This is a genomic window from Ensifer adhaerens, assembly GCF_013283195.1.
GTDB lineage: Bacteria > Pseudomonadota > Alphaproteobacteria > Rhizobiales > Rhizobiaceae > Ensifer > Ensifer adhaerens_G.
The window spans coordinates 757,421-773,424 of sequence record NZ_JABEKT010000001.1 but is presented as its reverse complement, the minus strand read 5'-3'; the positions used below and the strand labels follow the sequence as shown (position 1 = coordinate 773,424).

General features: G+C 63.7%; 16 protein-coding genes. 12 read left to right on the top strand and 4 right to left on the bottom strand.

The window, feature by feature from the left end; genetic code table 11:
* Positions 1 to 45: 45 nt before the first annotated feature.
* From ubiE to LPJGGPFB_RS03595, 9 genes are all read left to right on the top strand, one after another.
* Positions 46 to 822 (top strand): bifunctional demethylmenaquinone methyltransferase/2-methoxy-6-polyprenyl-1,4-benzoquinol methylase UbiE, encoded by a 777-nt coding sequence (gene ubiE, locus LPJGGPFB_RS03635; RefSeq protein WP_173418785.1) that lies wholly within the window; start codon positions 46 to 48, stop codon positions 820 to 822.
* A 4-nt stretch (positions 823 to 826) separates the two neighbouring features.
* A complete protein-coding gene (ubiB, locus tag LPJGGPFB_RS03630) occupies positions 827 to 2,401 on the top strand; it encodes a 2-polyprenylphenol 6-hydroxylase (protein WP_173418784.1) in 1,575 nt (524 codons plus the stop codon).
* 240 nt (positions 2,402 to 2,641) lie between these two features.
* Positions 2,642 to 3,151 (top strand): GNAT family N-acetyltransferase, encoded by a 510-nt coding sequence (locus tag LPJGGPFB_RS03625; protein WP_173418783.1) that lies wholly within the window; start codon positions 2,642 to 2,644, stop codon positions 3,149 to 3,151.
* Positions 3,152 to 3,316: 165 nt separating this feature from the next.
* Positions 3,317 to 3,574, top strand: coding sequence for a hypothetical protein (locus tag LPJGGPFB_RS03620; RefSeq protein WP_173418782.1), 258 nt, complete (start codon positions 3,317 to 3,319; stop codon positions 3,572 to 3,574).
* 174 nt (positions 3,575 to 3,748) lie between these two features.
* Positions 3,749 to 4,528 carry an SDR family oxidoreductase gene (locus tag LPJGGPFB_RS03615; RefSeq protein ID WP_173418781.1) on the top strand — a complete coding sequence of 260 codons (780 nt, stop codon included), beginning with the start codon at positions 3,749 to 3,751 and terminating at the stop codon, positions 4,526 to 4,528.
* Positions 4,529 to 4,770: 242 nt separating this feature from the next.
* Positions 4,771 to 5,364 (top strand): ankyrin repeat domain-containing protein, encoded by a 594-nt coding sequence (locus tag LPJGGPFB_RS03610; protein WP_173420938.1) that lies wholly within the window; start codon positions 4,771 to 4,773, stop codon positions 5,362 to 5,364.
* 14 nt (positions 5,365 to 5,378) lie between these two features.
* Positions 5,379 to 5,849, top strand: coding sequence for a nucleoside deaminase (locus LPJGGPFB_RS03605; RefSeq protein WP_173418780.1), 471 nt, complete (start codon positions 5,379 to 5,381; stop codon positions 5,847 to 5,849).
* A gap of 264 nt (positions 5,850 to 6,113) precedes the next feature.
* Positions 6,114 to 7,382, top strand: a complete 1,269-nt coding sequence (locus tag LPJGGPFB_RS03600) for an MFS transporter (RefSeq protein ID WP_173418779.1) — start codon at positions 6,114 to 6,116, stop codon at positions 7,380 to 7,382.
* Between the two features lie 236 nt (positions 7,383 to 7,618).
* A complete protein-coding gene (locus LPJGGPFB_RS03595) occupies positions 7,619 to 8,521 on the top strand; it encodes a cation diffusion facilitator family transporter (RefSeq protein ID WP_173418778.1) in 903 nt (300 codons plus the stop codon).
* Between the two features lie 21 nt (positions 8,522 to 8,542).
* Here the strand turns inward: LPJGGPFB_RS03595 and LPJGGPFB_RS03590 are convergent, their stop codons facing one another.
* The 3 genes from LPJGGPFB_RS03590 to LPJGGPFB_RS03585 all read right to left on the bottom strand — a co-directional run bounded on the left by LPJGGPFB_RS03590 (position 8,543) and on the right by LPJGGPFB_RS03585 (position 10,866).
* Positions 8,543 to 10,156: an ABC-F family ATP-binding cassette domain-containing protein gene (locus LPJGGPFB_RS03590; protein WP_173418777.1), complete on the bottom strand. Its 1,614-nt coding sequence runs from the start codon at positions 10,154 to 10,156 to the stop codon at positions 8,543 to 8,545.
* A gap of 231 nt (positions 10,157 to 10,387) precedes the next feature.
* Positions 10,388 to 10,510, bottom strand: a complete 123-nt coding sequence (locus tag LPJGGPFB_RS33415) for a hypothetical protein (protein WP_268833697.1) — start codon at positions 10,508 to 10,510, stop codon at positions 10,388 to 10,390.
* Positions 10,511 to 10,674: 164 nt separating this feature from the next.
* Positions 10,675 to 10,866, bottom strand: coding sequence for a hypothetical protein (locus tag LPJGGPFB_RS03585; protein WP_173418776.1), 192 nt, complete (start codon positions 10,864 to 10,866; stop codon positions 10,675 to 10,677).
* 398 nt (positions 10,867 to 11,264) lie between these two features.
* Here LPJGGPFB_RS03585 and coaBC point away from each other — a divergent pair, with 398 nt between their 5' ends.
* Complete coding sequence (coaBC, locus tag LPJGGPFB_RS03580; RefSeq protein ID WP_173418775.1) at positions 11,265 to 12,485, top strand: bifunctional phosphopantothenoylcysteine decarboxylase/phosphopantothenate--cysteine ligase CoaBC; 1,221 nt, start codon at positions 11,265 to 11,267, stop codon at positions 12,483 to 12,485.
* Between the two features lie 257 nt (positions 12,486 to 12,742).
* On the opposite strand, the gene LPJGGPFB_RS03575 is transcribed toward coaBC, so the two are convergent.
* A complete protein-coding gene (locus LPJGGPFB_RS03575; protein WP_173418774.1) occupies positions 12,743 to 13,549 on the bottom strand; it encodes a class II glutamine amidotransferase in 807 nt (268 codons plus the stop codon).
* Positions 13,550 to 13,826: 277 nt separating this feature from the next.
* Between LPJGGPFB_RS03575 and LPJGGPFB_RS03570 the strand changes: the two genes are divergently transcribed.
* Both LPJGGPFB_RS03570 and LPJGGPFB_RS03565 read left to right on the top strand, forming a co-directional pair.
* The gene (locus LPJGGPFB_RS03570; RefSeq protein WP_173418773.1) at positions 13,827 to 14,957 is read left to right on the top strand and encodes a Gfo/Idh/MocA family protein; all 1,131 of its coding nucleotides are present in this window, start codon (positions 13,827 to 13,829) and stop codon (positions 14,955 to 14,957) included.
* 115 nt (positions 14,958 to 15,072) lie between these two features.
* Positions 15,073 to 15,936 (top strand): MurR/RpiR family transcriptional regulator, encoded by an 864-nt coding sequence (locus tag LPJGGPFB_RS03565; protein WP_173418772.1) that lies wholly within the window; start codon positions 15,073 to 15,075, stop codon positions 15,934 to 15,936.
* The last annotated feature ends 68 nt before the right edge of the window (positions 15,937 to 16,004 follow it).

The window sequence follows — 16,004 nt, the reverse complement described above, 5'->3', positions numbered from 1 at the left end:
TTTCGCTATGGTGCCGGCAAAATTGGTTCAGGTGGAGTTTTTCGTATGACGGATCAGCGGGTATCGGCCAATGGCGGCATGGAAACCTCCTTCGGTTTCCGCAACGTCGGTACGGGCGAAAAGCAGCCGCTCGTCAATGACGTCTTCCATAAGGTCGCCAAGCGCTACGACATCATGAACGACGTGATGTCGGCCGGGCTGCACCGCGCCTGGAAGGATGCGATGATTGCCGCGCTCAACCCGCCGCGCCGCGAGGGCTATCGTACGCTCGACGTTGCCGGCGGCACCGGCGACATCGCCTTCCGCATCATCGAAGCCTCCGACCGCAAGGCGCATTCGACGGTCCTCGACATCAACGGCTCGATGCTTGCCGTCGGTGCCGAGCGGGCGGAGAAGAAGAAGCTTTCGGCCAATCTCGATTTCGTCGAGGCCAATGCCGAGGAACTGCCGTTCGAGGCGAATTCCTTCGACGCCTACACGATCGCCTTCGGCATCCGCAACGTGCCTCGCATCGATGTCGCGCTCAAGGAAGCCTATCGGGTGCTGAAGCGTGGCGGGCGGCTGCTTGTGCTCGAATTTTCCGAAGTGGAGATGCCGCTTCTCGACCGGATCTACGATGCCTGGTCGTTCAACGCGATCCCGAAGTTCGGCAAGCTGATCACCGGCGACGAGGCGCCCTATCAGTATCTGGTGGAATCGATCCGCAAGTTCCCGAACCAGCGCGATTTTGCCGCCATGATCAAGGAGGCGGGCTTCTCCCGCGTCTCCTTCACCAACTACACCGGCGGCATCGCAGCGCTGCATTCCGGCTGGAAAATCTGATCTTATGAGCACTGCAGGAGCATATGTCCGCCTCGCGCGGATCGGCTGGGTTCTCGTGCGCGAAGGTGTCGTCTCGGCGGTCCCGGCAGAACATCTGCCGCCCTTTGCCCGCTTCGCCCAGAAGGCAGCCGGACTTCTTGCCCGCCGCAAGGTGCCGGGCGAGGAGCGCAGCGACCGGCTGTCGCGCGCCGTTGCCCGCCTCGGCCCGTCTTATGTGAAGATCGGCCAGTTCCTGGCGACCCGACCGGATGTCGTCGGCGCGGAATTTGCAGCCGACCTGTCGCTGCTGCAGGACCAGATGGCGACCTTCCCGCAAAGCGAAGCGAAAGCCGCAATCGAGGGATCGCTCGGTCGCAAGGTCGAGGACCTCTATGCCGAATTCTCCGAACCGATGGCAGCCGCTTCGATCGCCCAGGTGCACCCATCCATCGTGATGCGTGACGGCCAACCGCACAAGGTTGCCGTCAAGGTCATCCGTCCCGGCATCCGTCAACGCTTCGCCTCCGACATCGAGGCGATGTATCTCGTCAGTCATATGCAGGAACGTTTCCTGCCCCATACGCGGCGCCTGAAACCGGTCGAAGTCACCAAGACGCTGGAGCAGACGACCAAGATCGAAATGGATCTCCGGCTGGAAGCGGCAGCGCTTTCCGAACTCGGCGAGAACACCAAAGAGGATTCCGGCTTTCGCGTGCCGAAGGTCGACTGGGAGCGCACCGGCCGTGACGTCGTCACCATGGAGTGGATCGACGGCGTCAAGATGTCGGATATCGACGGGCTTAAGGCGGCGGGCCACGACCTCGACGCGCTCGCCGATACACTGATCCAGTCTTTCCTGCGCCATACGCTGCGCGACGGTTTCTTCCATGCCGACATGCACCAGGGCAACCTGTTCGTCGATGACGCCGGCCATATCGTCGCCGTCGACATGGGCATCGTCGGCCGTCTCGGCAAGAAGGAGCGCCGGTTCCTTGCCGAAATCCTGTTCGGCTTCATCACTCGCGATTACCAGCGTGTCGCCGACGTGCATTTCGAGGCGGGCTACGTGCCGTCGCATCACGATGCGGCCAGCTTCGCCCAGGCGATCCGCGCCATCGGCGAACCGATCCACGGCCAACCGGCCGAAACCATCTCGATGGCGAAGCTGCTGACTCTTCTCTTCGAAGTCACCGAACTTTTCGACATGCAGACACGGCCGGAACTGGTCATGCTGCAGAAGACCATGGTCGTCGTCGAGGGCGTCGCACGCACGCTCAATCCGCGCTTCAACATGTGGAAGGCTTCCGAGCCTGTCGTCGGCAAGTGGATCCGCGACAATCTCGGACCGAAGCGGATCGTCACCGACCTGCGCGACGGCCTGCATGCGGCCCTTCGGCTGGCCGAAGCGGCCCCCGAAATCGCCGCGCGCACGGAAAAGTTCTCGAGCGACATCATGGCCATGAGCGAAAATGGCCTGCGTTTCGATGCAGAGACGGCGCATGCCATCGGGAAGGCCGAGGCGCGCCACACGCGGTCCGGCCGGATTGCCCTGTGGTTGATTGCCGCCACGCTCGTCTATATCGCCTGGCAGGTGACCTGATCGACATCAGGTGACCTGATCGACAACCGCAGGCGGGTCGCTCGACCGGCTTGCAATTCCCCTGCCTCTTGTTATCGTTGCGGGATGGACAATCGTTCGATGATCGCAATGGTGCTTTGCACGCACGCCCTGGGGTGTGCGGGAGACCATTTGCGCTAAGCGGACTGTCCCCCGACCAACCCTGCCGAGGCGAGCAGGGTGTGGTCCTGTTTCCTCGGAACCTTAAAGGCAGAGGAAACAATGACCGAAGGAACCCCCTCCCCGACATTCAGGATCCGAGCGGCGCGCGTTGTCGACTGGGAAGCGATCGCCGCACTGATGAGCCAGCCGGGCATCCGCTCCGGCACGCTAAGACTGCCCTATTCGACCCCGGAGCAGACACGCAAGTGGCTGGAGGGCCTGTCGGAGGACAGCACGGTGATCGTCGCCGAGCGCGACGACCGGATCGTCGGCATGGCCGGTTTGCACCGCAACAAGGGACGCCGGTATCACTCCGCCATGCTCGGCATCAGCGTCGACGACAACCATCGCGGCGAGGGTATCGGTAAGGCGCTGCTGACGGCTCTGATCGATGCCGCCGACAACTGGCTCGGCATCAGCCGCATCGAACTCACCGTCTTTACCGATAACGAGGCGGCAATCGCGCTTTATCGCAAGGCCGGCTTTGAAGCGGAAGGCACGCATCGGGCCTATGCGCTGCGCAACGGCGTGCTTGCCGACGTCATCGCCATGGCGCGCATTCGTGCCTGACCGCGCCCGGACGGTGCGCCGGAGAGCTGGAGGCCGGCAGCACGTTGCGTTCTGCTGGCCTCCAGCAACCCATGTTCCATTCGGAACTGCGCATATTCTGAGCCCATGCGATCGTCCTTTCATGGATGAAGGGAGTTCATCCCGACCTCTGGAGGAGAGAACATCATGCGCAGGATCATCATCGCAGCCGCCCTCGCAATCACCGCAGTCATCTCCTTTGCCGCGCCATCACAGGCTGGCGGCGTGACCATCGGCTTCAGCAACGGCTCCTACGGCCACGGCTGGAGTGGCCAGATCGGCTATATCGATGGCTACTACGGCGGCGATTATTACGAGTACCGGCCCTACTGCTTCATCAAGAAGGTCAGGCGCTACGATCACTACGGCAACGTCTATTACGAGCGCATCCGCGTCTGCCGCTGACGGCGGCCAAGGGCGAGGGGCACGAAGCCCGGTCGGTTTTCGGCCGGGCTTTTCGACGTTTGGCCCTCGCCCTCTCGGATCCGAATTGCTCGCTCCGCCGCCTACCCCATTGACGCCGCGTTGCTGCCGGGCTCCAAAAGCAACAACACAAATCGCATGGGAAGGAAGACAGCCATGGACCTCGGGATCGCAGGCAAGAAGGCGCTGGTGCTCGGCGGCAGCAAGGGGCTTGGACGCGGCATTGCCGAAGCACTCGCCGCCGAAGGCGTTGGCGTGGCGCTGACCGGCCGCGACGCCGGATCCGCAGAAAAGGCCGCAGCCGAGATCAGCCCGACCGCTCGCGGTTTTGCGCTCGATCTCTCCAAGCCAGAGAGCCTCGACGGACTGCTCGATCGGCTCTCCGCCGATTTCGGCGCGATCGACATTCTCGTCCTCAATGGCGGCGGACCGCCGCCATCGCTTGCATCCGCGATCGAGCCGGACTTCTGGCGGACGCAGTTCGAGATCATGGTGCTCGCCGGCATGCGCATCACCGGCCGGGTCCTGCCCGGCATGCGGGAGCGCGGTTTTGGCCGCATCATTGCCGTCGCCTCGACCAGTATCCGCGAACCGATCCCGGGGCTGACCGCGTCCAACGCGCTTCGAAGTGCCGTTGCCGGCTGGCTGAAGACATTGGCCGGCGAAGTCGCAGGCGACGGCGTCACCGTCAACATGCTGTTGCCGGGGCGGCTTGCGACCGACCGCACCTTGAGCTTCGACCGCATGGACGCCGAGAGCGAAGGGCTCGACATTGCCACGGTTGCCGCACGCAGCCAGGCCGACATTCCGATCGGCCGCTACGGCACGCCGGCGGAATTCGGCGCCGCCGCCGCGTTTCTGGCGGGGCGGCCGGCAGCCTACGTCACCGGCGTGGCGCTCCCAGTCGACGGCGGCCTCAGCCGATCGATGCTCTGAATAGACGTACTTCTCGTCGGGCTTGCCACTCAAGCGCCTTGCCGGGAAGGATGGCCTTCACCGCAATTTGATGCCGGTCTCAGGGGATATGCAGTAAATCTTCAGCCGGGCGACGTTTGCCCGACTGAAGACACGACTGCCATAGGACTGGAATGACAACGATGAAATCACCATCGACCGGGTGGCTGCTCGGGGCTTCCCTCTTCGCCTCGACCTTCCTTCCCGCCTCTGCCGGAGCTGCCATGCTTGAAAAGGAAATGATTGCCGCGGCGCAAGCTGGCAATGCCGCCGAACTCAATGATCTGATCAAGCGCGGAGCGACACTGGAGGCGCGCGATGCAAGCGGCGCCACCGCCTTGCTCGTTGCAACGCACGAAAACCGCGTCGATGCGGCGCGCGCCCTCATAGAAGCCGGCGCGGATGTCAACGCGAAGGACAACATTCAGGACAGCCCCTATCTCTATGCCGGCGCGCGCGGCCATCTTGAAATCCTCAAGCTGACGCTTGAGAACGGCGCCGACCTGAAAAGCACCAACCGCTACGGCGGCACCGCGCTGATCCCGGCCGCCGAACGCGGTCACGTGGAAACCGTCAGGACGCTGATCGAGGCGGGCGTCGATGTCGACCACGTCAACCGGCTCGGCTGGACGGCACTGATCGAAGCGATCATCCTCGGCACCGGCGGCGAAAAGCACACGCAGATCGTACGGCTGCTGATCGACGCCGGCGCAAACGTCAATCTGGCCGATGGCGAGGGCGTGAGCCCGCTCAGCCATGCCCGCCAGCGTGGTTATGGCAACATGGAAAAACTGCTCGTCGCTGCTGGCGCCACATGAAATCCGGAGGGGATATGGATCAGGAAAAGCGCTTTCTCCGCGAGGCCATCGCCCTTGCCCGCGCCAACATCGAAAAAGGCGGCCGGCCCTTCGGCGCGGTTGCCGTCCGCAACGGCGAGGTGATTGCCGAAGGCGTCAACCGGATGCTTGAGACCGGGGATCCGACATCGCATGCCGAAATGAACGCCCTTCGCGCGGCGGCCCAGCGCCTCGGCTCTCCCCGCCTTGAAGGAGTCGCTATCTATGCCAGCGGCCAGCCCTGCCCGATGTGCCTTGCGGCCATGCGCATGGCCGGCATTACCGAGATTGCCTACGCCCATTCCAATGCCGACGCCGAGCCTTATGGCCTCTCGACGGCGGCCATCTATGCCGAACTGGCAAAACCCTTGGGTGAGCAGGCCATGCGCTTCCGCCATAATCCTGTCGACGACGCCGAGGCAGTGCCGCTCTATGCGCAATGGCAACAAAGGATGAAGAACGACTAAGCGTGCCCGGGCCGGCAAACGCGTCCCATCCCCGAACAGCCTGCCGCGACCACGATCCGACAGATCATCATTGCCTCTCGCGCGGCGGACCGGCGGGTCAACAACGCAGTGGGTACCGGCATCCACGCGCGGCAACCGCTGACTGCACCACAATCAACCTCTTGTCGCCCACACGCGACGGGTGTAATCGCGCAAACGAGATCTCTCCCTGCCGCCGGCGTTCGTCACCGAACATCGGCGGTCGCAAGTCTGCGAGTGTCTGCGATGAATGCCTATTCCGAACGTGCCGGTCGCCTGATTGCGCTGCTCCTCATCGCCGGCTCCGGCGTGGTGACGATTGCCAAAGGCATGAGCCTGACGTTCCTCGCGATCCGCCTGCAAAAGGATTTCGGGCTCAGCCCGGCCGGCATCGGCGCCTTGATCGGCGCGGGTCCGCTCCTTGGTGCCATCGTCAGCCCCTTTGCCGGCACGCTGTCGGACCGCATCGGCCGAAAGGGCATGCTGACTGCGGCACTTTGCATGGCCGGACTGGCGCTCGCCGGGCTCGGACTGGCGCAGTCGATCGCCGCCTTCGCGCTGGCGCACATCGTTTCCGCGGTCGCTGCCGCCGTCTACGAGCCGGTGTCGCGTGCCTTGATGAGCGATGCCGCACCGGCGCATCTGCGCCTGCGGGTGTTTTCCTGGCGCTACCTCGCCATCAATGCCGGCTGGGCCGTCGGTCCCCTGATCGGTGTCTGGATCGGGGCTGCCTATGCGACGCTGTTCGTCATTGCTGGATTCATGCACGCCGCCTTCGGCCTCGTGCTGTTCTTCACCGTGCCCGAAGCCAACAACAGGCCGGTGGCAGAGACCGGGACGGCTTCCCCGGCCACCGCTGGCTGGCGTGGGCTCGTCGCCGCCTTGCGCGACCGCCGCCTGGTCTTCTTCGTCATCGGCGGCACCCTGCTCCTGGCCGTGCATGGTCAGTGGTCGGTGACGTTGTCGCAATATCTGAACACCGGTTTCGAAGACGGCGTCACGCTCTTCGCGCTCCTCGTATCGACCAATGCCGCGACCGTGCTGATCGCCAGCACGCCTGCCCGCTTCGTCATCGAGCGGAGTGGCGCGCTGCCAGCGCTCTCGCTCGGTTGCCTGCTGTTCCTTTTGGGTGAAATCGGCTTTGCAGCCTCGTCCGGGATGGAAATGCTCATCGCCTCGATGATCCTCTTCACCATCGGCGAGGTGCTGGTCGTGCCCTCAGAATATGTGCTGGTCGATGGCATTTCGAATGCCGGCAATCGCGGCACCTATTTCGGCGCGCATTCGCTGTCTTCGCTCGGCAATTTTCTTGGCCCGCTCATCGGCGGCCTGGCGCTTGGCGCGATCGGCGGCGCCGGCATGTTCCTGTTGTTCGCGTTGCTTTCGGCGGCAAGCGCGCTCCTGTTTGCGATCGGCCATTCCATGCCGCCGCCACGCCCGCAAGCCGCACGTCCCGGCACGGTCGATGGCGGCGCCATGGGCGGGGATCTCATGCGACTGGGTCAACTTGCGTAAGACGAGGCCGGCTCCCGCGCCCTGACACCCGCAGCAACGCCCCCGTAGATACTCGCCGATCTACGTAGCCTCCGTTCGCCGGCGGATGCCTCACACCATGACCGCAAGAGAGCGCTCCTGTCGCTTTCGCTTGCTCACGCCAAACGCTACCATCCTGCCATCTGTGCGATCACCGTCACCATTTCGTCACCGGCACCGCCTAAGCACCGCGTCGAAACAGGAGTGAATACAAGATCATGACCACCGCCACCGAACAAACCGTCCTCAAGCGATCGATCGCTGCAACCATTGTCGTCGGTGCGACAGGCGTGCTCTTCGGCCTTTTGTCCGGATCGGTGTCGATCGTGTTCGACGGGGTGTTTTCCGCTGTCGACGCCGCCATGACGCTGCTGGCGCTCGGTGTGACGCGACTGATCCCGAGGGAAAGCAGCCGCTTCCAGATGGGGTTCTGGCATATCGAGCCGATGGTGCTGCTGCTCAATGCCGGGCTGCTCGCCACGCTTTCCTTCTACGCGCTGATCAACGCGGTCGACTCGCTGCTGACAGGCGGGCGCGAACTCGCCTTCGACTGGGCGATCGCCTATGCCGCCGTCGTCGTCGTCATCTGCATCGTGATGTTTTTCTACGGCCGGCGCGCCAACCGCACGATCGGCTCGGAATTCCTGGCACTGGATGTGCGCGCCTGGGCGATGTCCGGCACGATCACCGCAGCCCTGCTCGCCGCCTTCGTCGTCGCCGCGATGCTGAAGGGCACGGCCTATGAAAGCTGGACGCCCTATGCCGACCCGGCGATCCTGGTGGTCCTGACGCTCTGCCTGATCCCGCTGCCGCTGAAAACGGTCTATGCCGCACTGAAGGAAATCTTCCTCGTGGCGCCGGCCGAGCTGGACGAAAAAGTGCGTGAGGCCGCCCGGGGCGCTGCCAGCCGCCACGGCTTTGCCGACTACCGCACCTATGTCGCCAAGGTCGGCCGCGCCCGGCTGATCGAGATCTATCTGATCGGATCGGCCGACACCAAAGTGGAGACGCTTGCGAGCCTCGATGCGATCCGCGCCGAGATCGGCACGGAGATCGGCGAGGCCGGGCGCGACCGCTGGCTGACGATCGCCTTCACCGGTGACGTGAAGTGGGCTCAGTAGCCGAGCCCAGACCGTCCACCTCTAACGGGCAACGGTGCGGCGGCCCTCCGACACTCCGAATAGATCAACCCGACGCGTAATGCCGATCGCCTCCAGGAACGGCTCGTCGTGGCTGACGACGATAAGTGCGCCGTCGTAAGCCCGCAGCCCCGCCTCCACCGTCTCGATGGAATCGATATCGAGATGGTTTGTCGGCTCGTCGAGGATCAGGAGCGGTGGCGGGCGTTCGCCACCAAGCACGCAGGCAAGTCCCGCCCGCAGCATCTGGCCGCCGCTGAGGCTGGAGACGCGCTGAAGCGCCGTGTCGGCGCGGAACATGAAGCGCGCGAGCACCGCGCGGCAGGCATTTTCGCCCGCCCCGGGATTGAGCCGACGAAAATTGTCGCGGATCGAGATCTCCGGATCGAGCAGGCTCACCTGCTGATCGAGCATGGCAAAGTCCGTCAGGATCCTGACATGACCCGACCACGGTGCAAGCCTGCCCGATATCAGCGACAGCAACGTCGTCTTGCCCGAACCGTTGCGGCCGGTGATCGCCACCCGTTCCGGCCCTGATATCGTCAGGGAAAGATCGGCGAGCACCGGGTGGTTGGTGACATAGCCGGCGCTGACATCGTCAACCTGTAGAACGATTCGGCCGGGGGGTAGCCCCGTCGAAGGGAGCCGCACCGAAAACGGCTGCAGGATCTCGATGCGGTCGCGGGCCGTTGCGAGATCGCCGAGCGCCTGGTCGCGCCGGCGTTCGGCAAGGCGCGCATTGTCGCCGCCGGTCTTCTCGCTGCGCTCCTTCCGAGCATCGAGCAACAGCAGCGGTTCATCGCCCTTGGCGCGCTTCCGACGGCCGGCGCCGTCCTTGCGGGCCTTGCGCTCCGCGATCTCCTGCGTCTTGCGGTCGACCTCGGCAAGGCGTCGTTCGGCATCGGCAAGATCGTGCCGGGCAGAGGCGAGCTCGATCGCCTTGCGCTCACGATAGAGGCTCCAGTTCCCGCCATAGCTGGTGGCGCCAAGAGACGTGAGCTCGACGATCGCATCCATCCTGTCGAGCAGTTCGCGATCATGACTGACGACGACGGCGCCGCCGCGCCAGTTGGCCATCAACTCGATCACCGCCTCGCGGCCGGCGCGATCCAGGTTGTTGGTGGGTTCGTCGAGAAGAATGAAATCGGGATCGGCAAAAGCCAGTGCGGCAAGCTTTGCCCGTGTCAGCTGCCCGCCCGAGAACGATGTCAGCGGTGTACGTGCTTCTGCCGCAAGACCGAGGCGCGCCAAAGCGGTTTCCAGCCGAGCCTCGAGCGTCCAGTCGGCAATCGACAGCTCGTCGATGCTGGCGGTGCCGTTCTCAGCGCGGCCGAGAAGTGCCAGTGCGTCGGAAATACCGAAGAGGTCGGCAACGGTTTCATGATCGGCGACCTGCACCGTCTGGCGCAGAATGCCGAGGCTGCCATCAACGGAGACGGTACCGGCTTGCGGCTGGAGCGATCCGGCAATCAACTTCAAAAGCGTGCTCTTGCCGACGCCATTGCGTCCGACGAGGCCGGAGCGGCCCGGCCCGAAGGTCAGGTTCAGATCGGAAAAGAGGCTGCGGCCGTCAGGCGTGGACCAAGAGAGGTGGGAGAGAGAAATCGAAACAGGCATGGATACGGATGTCCCTGATGGCAAAAGGAGTGGGTTTTGCTGTCAGGTGGAAATCCATCGATGCGTGTATCCTGTGGCAATTTCTATCGGCGCAAAGATAGCACCGATCGTGGCTTCTTCAAGGCCAGCCGTTCGGCGTCGGCCGATTGGAGAGGGAGCCGAAAAAACGGCGTGGACGGCACGCATGCGTAAGCAACCGGTCACAGGTCGTCTGCACCGCCTCTTGAGCAACTACCATGCAAGGCCGTTCAGCGTGATCAGCGCGACCACCAGCAGGGACAGAACGAGCGAGATCTTGATGGCCGCGAGTGCGTAGTCGTAGCGGCGAATATGCGTGGCGAAGGTATGAAGCATCGCATTCTCCCTGGCGTCGAAATGCCCGACGGCCGTTGCAGCCGGGGCCACGCGATCGCCTGCGTGTCGCTTTGTAAGTGCTCTGATGCTGGCCGCGCTCGGGTCTGAAGTGGCGGTTGGGCGGCACTTCGACGATTGAGGACCTCGGATCCGCAGGCCAGCAGCTATTGGACGGAGGGCAACCAAGTCTTGATAACGGTCCGGTGCAAGTCCATGAGCCCGGCAAGGATTGCCTCGCCTTCTTCATGGTCGAGCGCGGAGTATCGCACCTGGACAGCATCCCGAAAAACATCGGCAACCATCGGGAATTCCCTGGGAAGGATCGGTCGCCCGCGAAATCCGTCGATGGGATACATCACGCGATCTCCTGTTGGGGCGAAAGCGCTACGATCTCTCAGCCATCGACGCCCGTTCGATCGGTCGATGATGACTGCACTATGCGCCTTCGACGGCGCGATACCAAGGGATATTCGCCGTTTGAAGCCGTCTGGCCACGCGGCGCCATCAGGCTCCCGTGATCGACTGGCACCGTGCACCGATTGCCGGATGGTTTGCCCGTGCGTTCGCCGTGCCCTGCCGCGGCGACTGCCATCGCGGCGTTCCGTCAGGCACATTGCGCCCGATGAAACGCTCAAGTAGGGTCGCCGCCAACCGCATTCTTCTTCGGCAAACCTGCTGGAAGGATGCTGTCGAACAACATGGCTGGACCGGCGCAAAGCGCCGGTGAAGAAGGCGGCTGGAAGGCCGGGACGCGATGACACTGTCGGGCAAACGCATTCTCCTGATCATCTCCGGCGGCATTGCGGCCTATAAGAGCCTGGATCTGATCCGCCGCCTGCGCGAGCGCGGCGCCAGCGTCCGTCCGGTCATGACGGCGGGTGCGCAGCAGTTCGTCACGCCGCTTGCCGTCGGTGCACTCTCGGCCTCACACGTCTACGTCGACCTGTTTTCGCGTGAGGACGAGCAGGACGTCGGCCATATCCGGCTGGCGCGGGAATGCGATCTCATCGTCGTCGCGCCCGCCACTGCCGATCTGATGGCGAAGATGGCGAACGGCCATGCCGACGACCTCGCTTCGACCATTCTGCTGGCGACCGATCGTCCGGTGCTGGTTGCTCCGGCCATGAACCCGAAGATGTGGGCTCATCCGGCCACCCGGCGCAACCGTGCGACGCTTGGCGCGGACGGCATCCGTTTCATCGGCCCGGAAGCCGGCGAAATGGCGGAAAGCGGCGAAGCCGGCGAAGGCCGGATGAGCGAGCCTCTGGCGATCGTCGCTGCCGTCGAGACTCTGCTTTCGGGCGGCGCGAAGCCGCTTGCCGGACGCAAGGCAATCGTGACATCAGGCCCGACGCATGAGCCGATCGATCCGGTGCGCTACATCGCCAACCGTTCCTCGGGCAAGCAGGGCCACGCCATTGCCGCCGCCCTTGCCAGGCTCGGTGCTGACGTGACGCTGGTCTCCGGTCCGGTGACCATCCCCGACCCGTCGGGGGTCAAGGTGATCCATGTGGAGCGCGCCGAGGAAATGCGTGATGCGGTGCTTGCCGCCCTTCCCGCCGATATCGCGGTGATGGTGGCGGCCGTTGCCGACTGGCGGGTGGCCAGTGCCGCCGGCAACAAGATCAAGAAGAAGTCCGGCGAAGCACCGCCGCCGCTCGAACTGGCGGAGAACCCGGATATCCTCAAGACGATCGGCCATCATGCCGACAGGCCGAAGCTGGTCGTCGGATTTGCCGCCGAGACGGAGAACGTCGCCGACAATGGCCGCTCCAAGCTCGAGCGCAAGGGCGCCGACTATATCCTCGCCAACGACGTCTCGCCGGCAACCGGCATCATGGGCGGCGATCGCAACCGGGTGAAGCTGATCTCGGCCGGCGGCAACGACGACTGGCCTGACATGGACAAGGACGCGGTCGCCGAGAAGCTGGCGGCGCTGATTGCGGCGGAGCTGGAGCGGAAAGAGCGGGGCTGATCCAGTTGTTCCTTGGTCAGGCAGCGCCCCTCACCTTTCCAACAAAGGGCCTCCTCACCCTAACCCTCTCCCCGCCAGCGGGGCGAGGGGACGTGCCCTGCGCGGGCAAAGCGTTCGCAGTCGATTGATGGGTTCGGTGAGAGTGCGGCATATCCCTTCTCCCCGCCTGCGGGGAGAAGGTCGCGGTAGCGGGATGAGGGGCAGCGATGGCGTCGCGAACCATGCGGACGCCTTCACCCGCCAGACAGGATAATGTCTCAGGCCGAGCGATACTTCCGCACCGGCGTCCCCTGCGTCGAAAACAGCCGCACATCGACGCCGTTTTCGCCGACGATCACGGCGGTGCCATCGGGGATTTCGACCCAGGCGCTGTCATCGTCGTTGAGCGGTTCGGAGACGAGGCAGTAGCCGCCGCTCGGCCCCATCGGGGCTGCATAGAGCGTCGGCGCCTTCCAGTCGGAGGCGTAGCGCACGGCGTAGAGATCGTGGCCGTCGGAGAAGGCGGCGGTAAAGCGCACCAGCACCTGCCGCTCCAGATGCGACGCCAGTTGCTCGATGAAGGCCAGTGCCTCGGCGATCGCGCCGAGCGGATCGTGATCGAGCCCGAACTGCATGGCGAGCAGAAATAACAACTCCGAATCCGTCGTGCCGGTGCGGGCCGAATAGAGGTCGTTGTCGAGCATGCTCTCCATCGGCCGGCGCAGATGCTCGAAGTCGCCGATCTGGCCGTTGTGCATGAACGACCAGCGACCGAAGACGAAAGGATGACAGTTGTCGCGGCGCGTGCCGCCGCCGGTTGCGGCGCGCACATGGGCCAGAAACAGCGGCGAGCGGATCTGGCGGGCGATGCTTTTCAGATTGCAGTCGGACCAGGCGGGAAGAATGTCGCGGTAACGCCCGGGTTCCGGATGGTCGCCATACCAGGCGACGCCAAAGCCGTCGCCGTTGGTCGCCGTTTTCGCCCGTGTGGCGCAATGGGACTGCTCGATCAGCGAGTGCGCCGGAGAAGTCACCAGTTCCTCGAGATAGAGCGGCTCCCCGCGATAGGCTGCCCAGCGGCACATGCTGACATCACTCCGGTTTCGCCCGCTCATACGGATGCGATTCGTTAACCATGGGGGATGTTCCGACGAAACATGGTAAAAATGCGTTAACAAATTCATCTGCGCGCTGACGAGCGCATCTTAGGCGAACGGGTCGCGCCGTTTTGATCGAAACATGGGGCAATAGCCTTCGATCGTGTCCAAACGCATTTTCGAACAAATATTCCATATTGACAAATCATGCACATTTCATTTCATTCTGAGCCGCGACACAGGTCGCTGGCCCCGGAGGAATGGCATGAGCAGCAAGAAAAAACTGGGCGTCGGCCTGATCGGCACGGGCTTCATGGGCAAGGCGCATGCGCTCGGCTTCACCATCGCCGCGCGGGTGTTCGACCTGCCGTTCGAACTGGACCTGGTGTCGGTCGCCGATGTGACCACCGAGAGCGCTGAGAACGCCCGGCAACGCCTCGGCTTCCGCAAGGCGACATCCGACTGGCGTGAGCTGCTTACGGATCCCGACATCGATATCATCGACATCACCACGCCGAACCTCCTGCACAAGGAGATGGCACTGGCGGCGATTGCCCACGGCAAGCATGTCTATTGCGAAAAGCCGCTGGCACCGACGGTCGCCGATTGCGCCGAAATGGTCGCAGCCGCCGAGAAGGCCGGCGTCGTCACCCAGGTCGGCTTCAACTACCTGAAGAACCCGCTGATCTTCCTTGCCAAGGACATCATCGAAAGCGGCGAGATCGGCGAGATCCGCTCGATGCGCGGCGTGCACGCCGAGGACTTCATGGCGGATGCCTCCGTGCCGTGGGGCTGGCGGCTCAACCCGGCCAGCGGCGGCGGCGCGCTTGCCGATATCGGCAGCCACATCATCGCCTCCATGCGCCACCTCGTCGGGCCGATCCGCTCGGTGCTGGCCGAAACCATCATCCAGATCCCCGAGCGCCCGGTCTCTGCCGGTGCCACCGAGATGCGCGCCGTCGAGGTCGACGACATCACCCGCGCTTTCGTGCGCTTCGAGAGCGGCGCGACCGGCAGCTTCGAGGCAAACTGGATCGCCACCGGCCGCAAGATGCAGCACGATTTCGAGATCTATGGCTCCAAGGGCAGCATCGTCTTTACCCAGGAACGGCTGAACGAGATCCGCCTCTACAAGACTGGCGACGATATCCGCACGCGCGGCTTCCGCACCATCTGGGCCGGCCCAGAGCATCCGCCTTATGGCGCCTTCTGCGTCGCCCCCGGCCACCAGATCGGCTTCAACGATCTGAAGGCGATCGAGGTCAACGAGTTTCTGGAGGCGATCGCCAAGGGCAAATCGCCATCGACCGATTTCCGCGAAGGATACGAAGTCCAGAAGGTGCTGTCGGCGACCTACCAGTCTGCCAAGACCAATGAATGGGTGCAGATCGGCTGAGAAAGCCAAAATGGAAGAGGCGACAAAAAATGGAACGCCTGTTCTATCCCAATGATCACCAATCGATTAGTGTGAGGGCATAACGCAACTCGGGTCACACTGGAGACGGACAAGAATGGCAACGCCTGAAACGACGACGGAGGTCCCGCAGGATTTCGAGGCGCTGAAGACGGTCATTCTGGAGCGAAAGGCGCAGCTGCCGAAACGATTGAAGCAGGTGGCCGCCTATTCGCTCGACAATCCCGACGAGATCGCCTTCGGCACGGCCGCGAGCATCGCTACCTCGGCCGACGTCCAGCCGTCGACCCTGGTGCGCTTCGCCCAGCACTTCGGCTTCGAAGGCTTCTCCAGCCTGCAGCAGATCTTCCGTGCCCGGTTGCGCGAGCGCACGCCCGGCTACGAAGACCGGCTGAAGGCGCTCAGCGAAAACGAGCACAGCAAGCTCGAGAGCGGCTCGATCTTCAACGGGTTCGTCGCCGCCGCCCACCGCTCGCTCGACAACATCGCGACCTCCGTCGACCCGGAAGCCTTCGAGCGCGCGGTCGATATCCTCGCCAAGGCCGAGACGGTCTACCTGATCGCCAAGCGCCGCTCCTATCCGATCTCCAGCTACATGGCCTATGCCTTCGGCAAGCTGAAGGTGAAGTACCAGCTGGTCGGCACGGCCGCCGGCATCGACGACGACATGCTGGCGATGGCCGGCAAGAACGATGCGGCATTTGCCGTCAGCTTTTCCCCTTATGCCTCCGAAAGCGCCGCCCAGGCGCGGCTGCTCGCCGAGCGCAAGGTGCCGGTCGTGTCGCTGACCGATTCTGCATTCTCGCCGCTCGCCGAATCCTCGAAAGTCTGGTTCGAGCTGGTCGAGGCCGACCATGCCGGTTTCCGCTCGCTGTCCGCCAGCATGGCCTTCGCCATGGCGCTGACGGTGGCCATCGCCGAGAAGCGCCACCGCCTGCAGGAAGAGGCGAGGACGGAATAGAACGGATAGAATGAAAATTCTATATTGACGAAACGCCGGAATTTATGTTTCATACCTGCATCACCCAC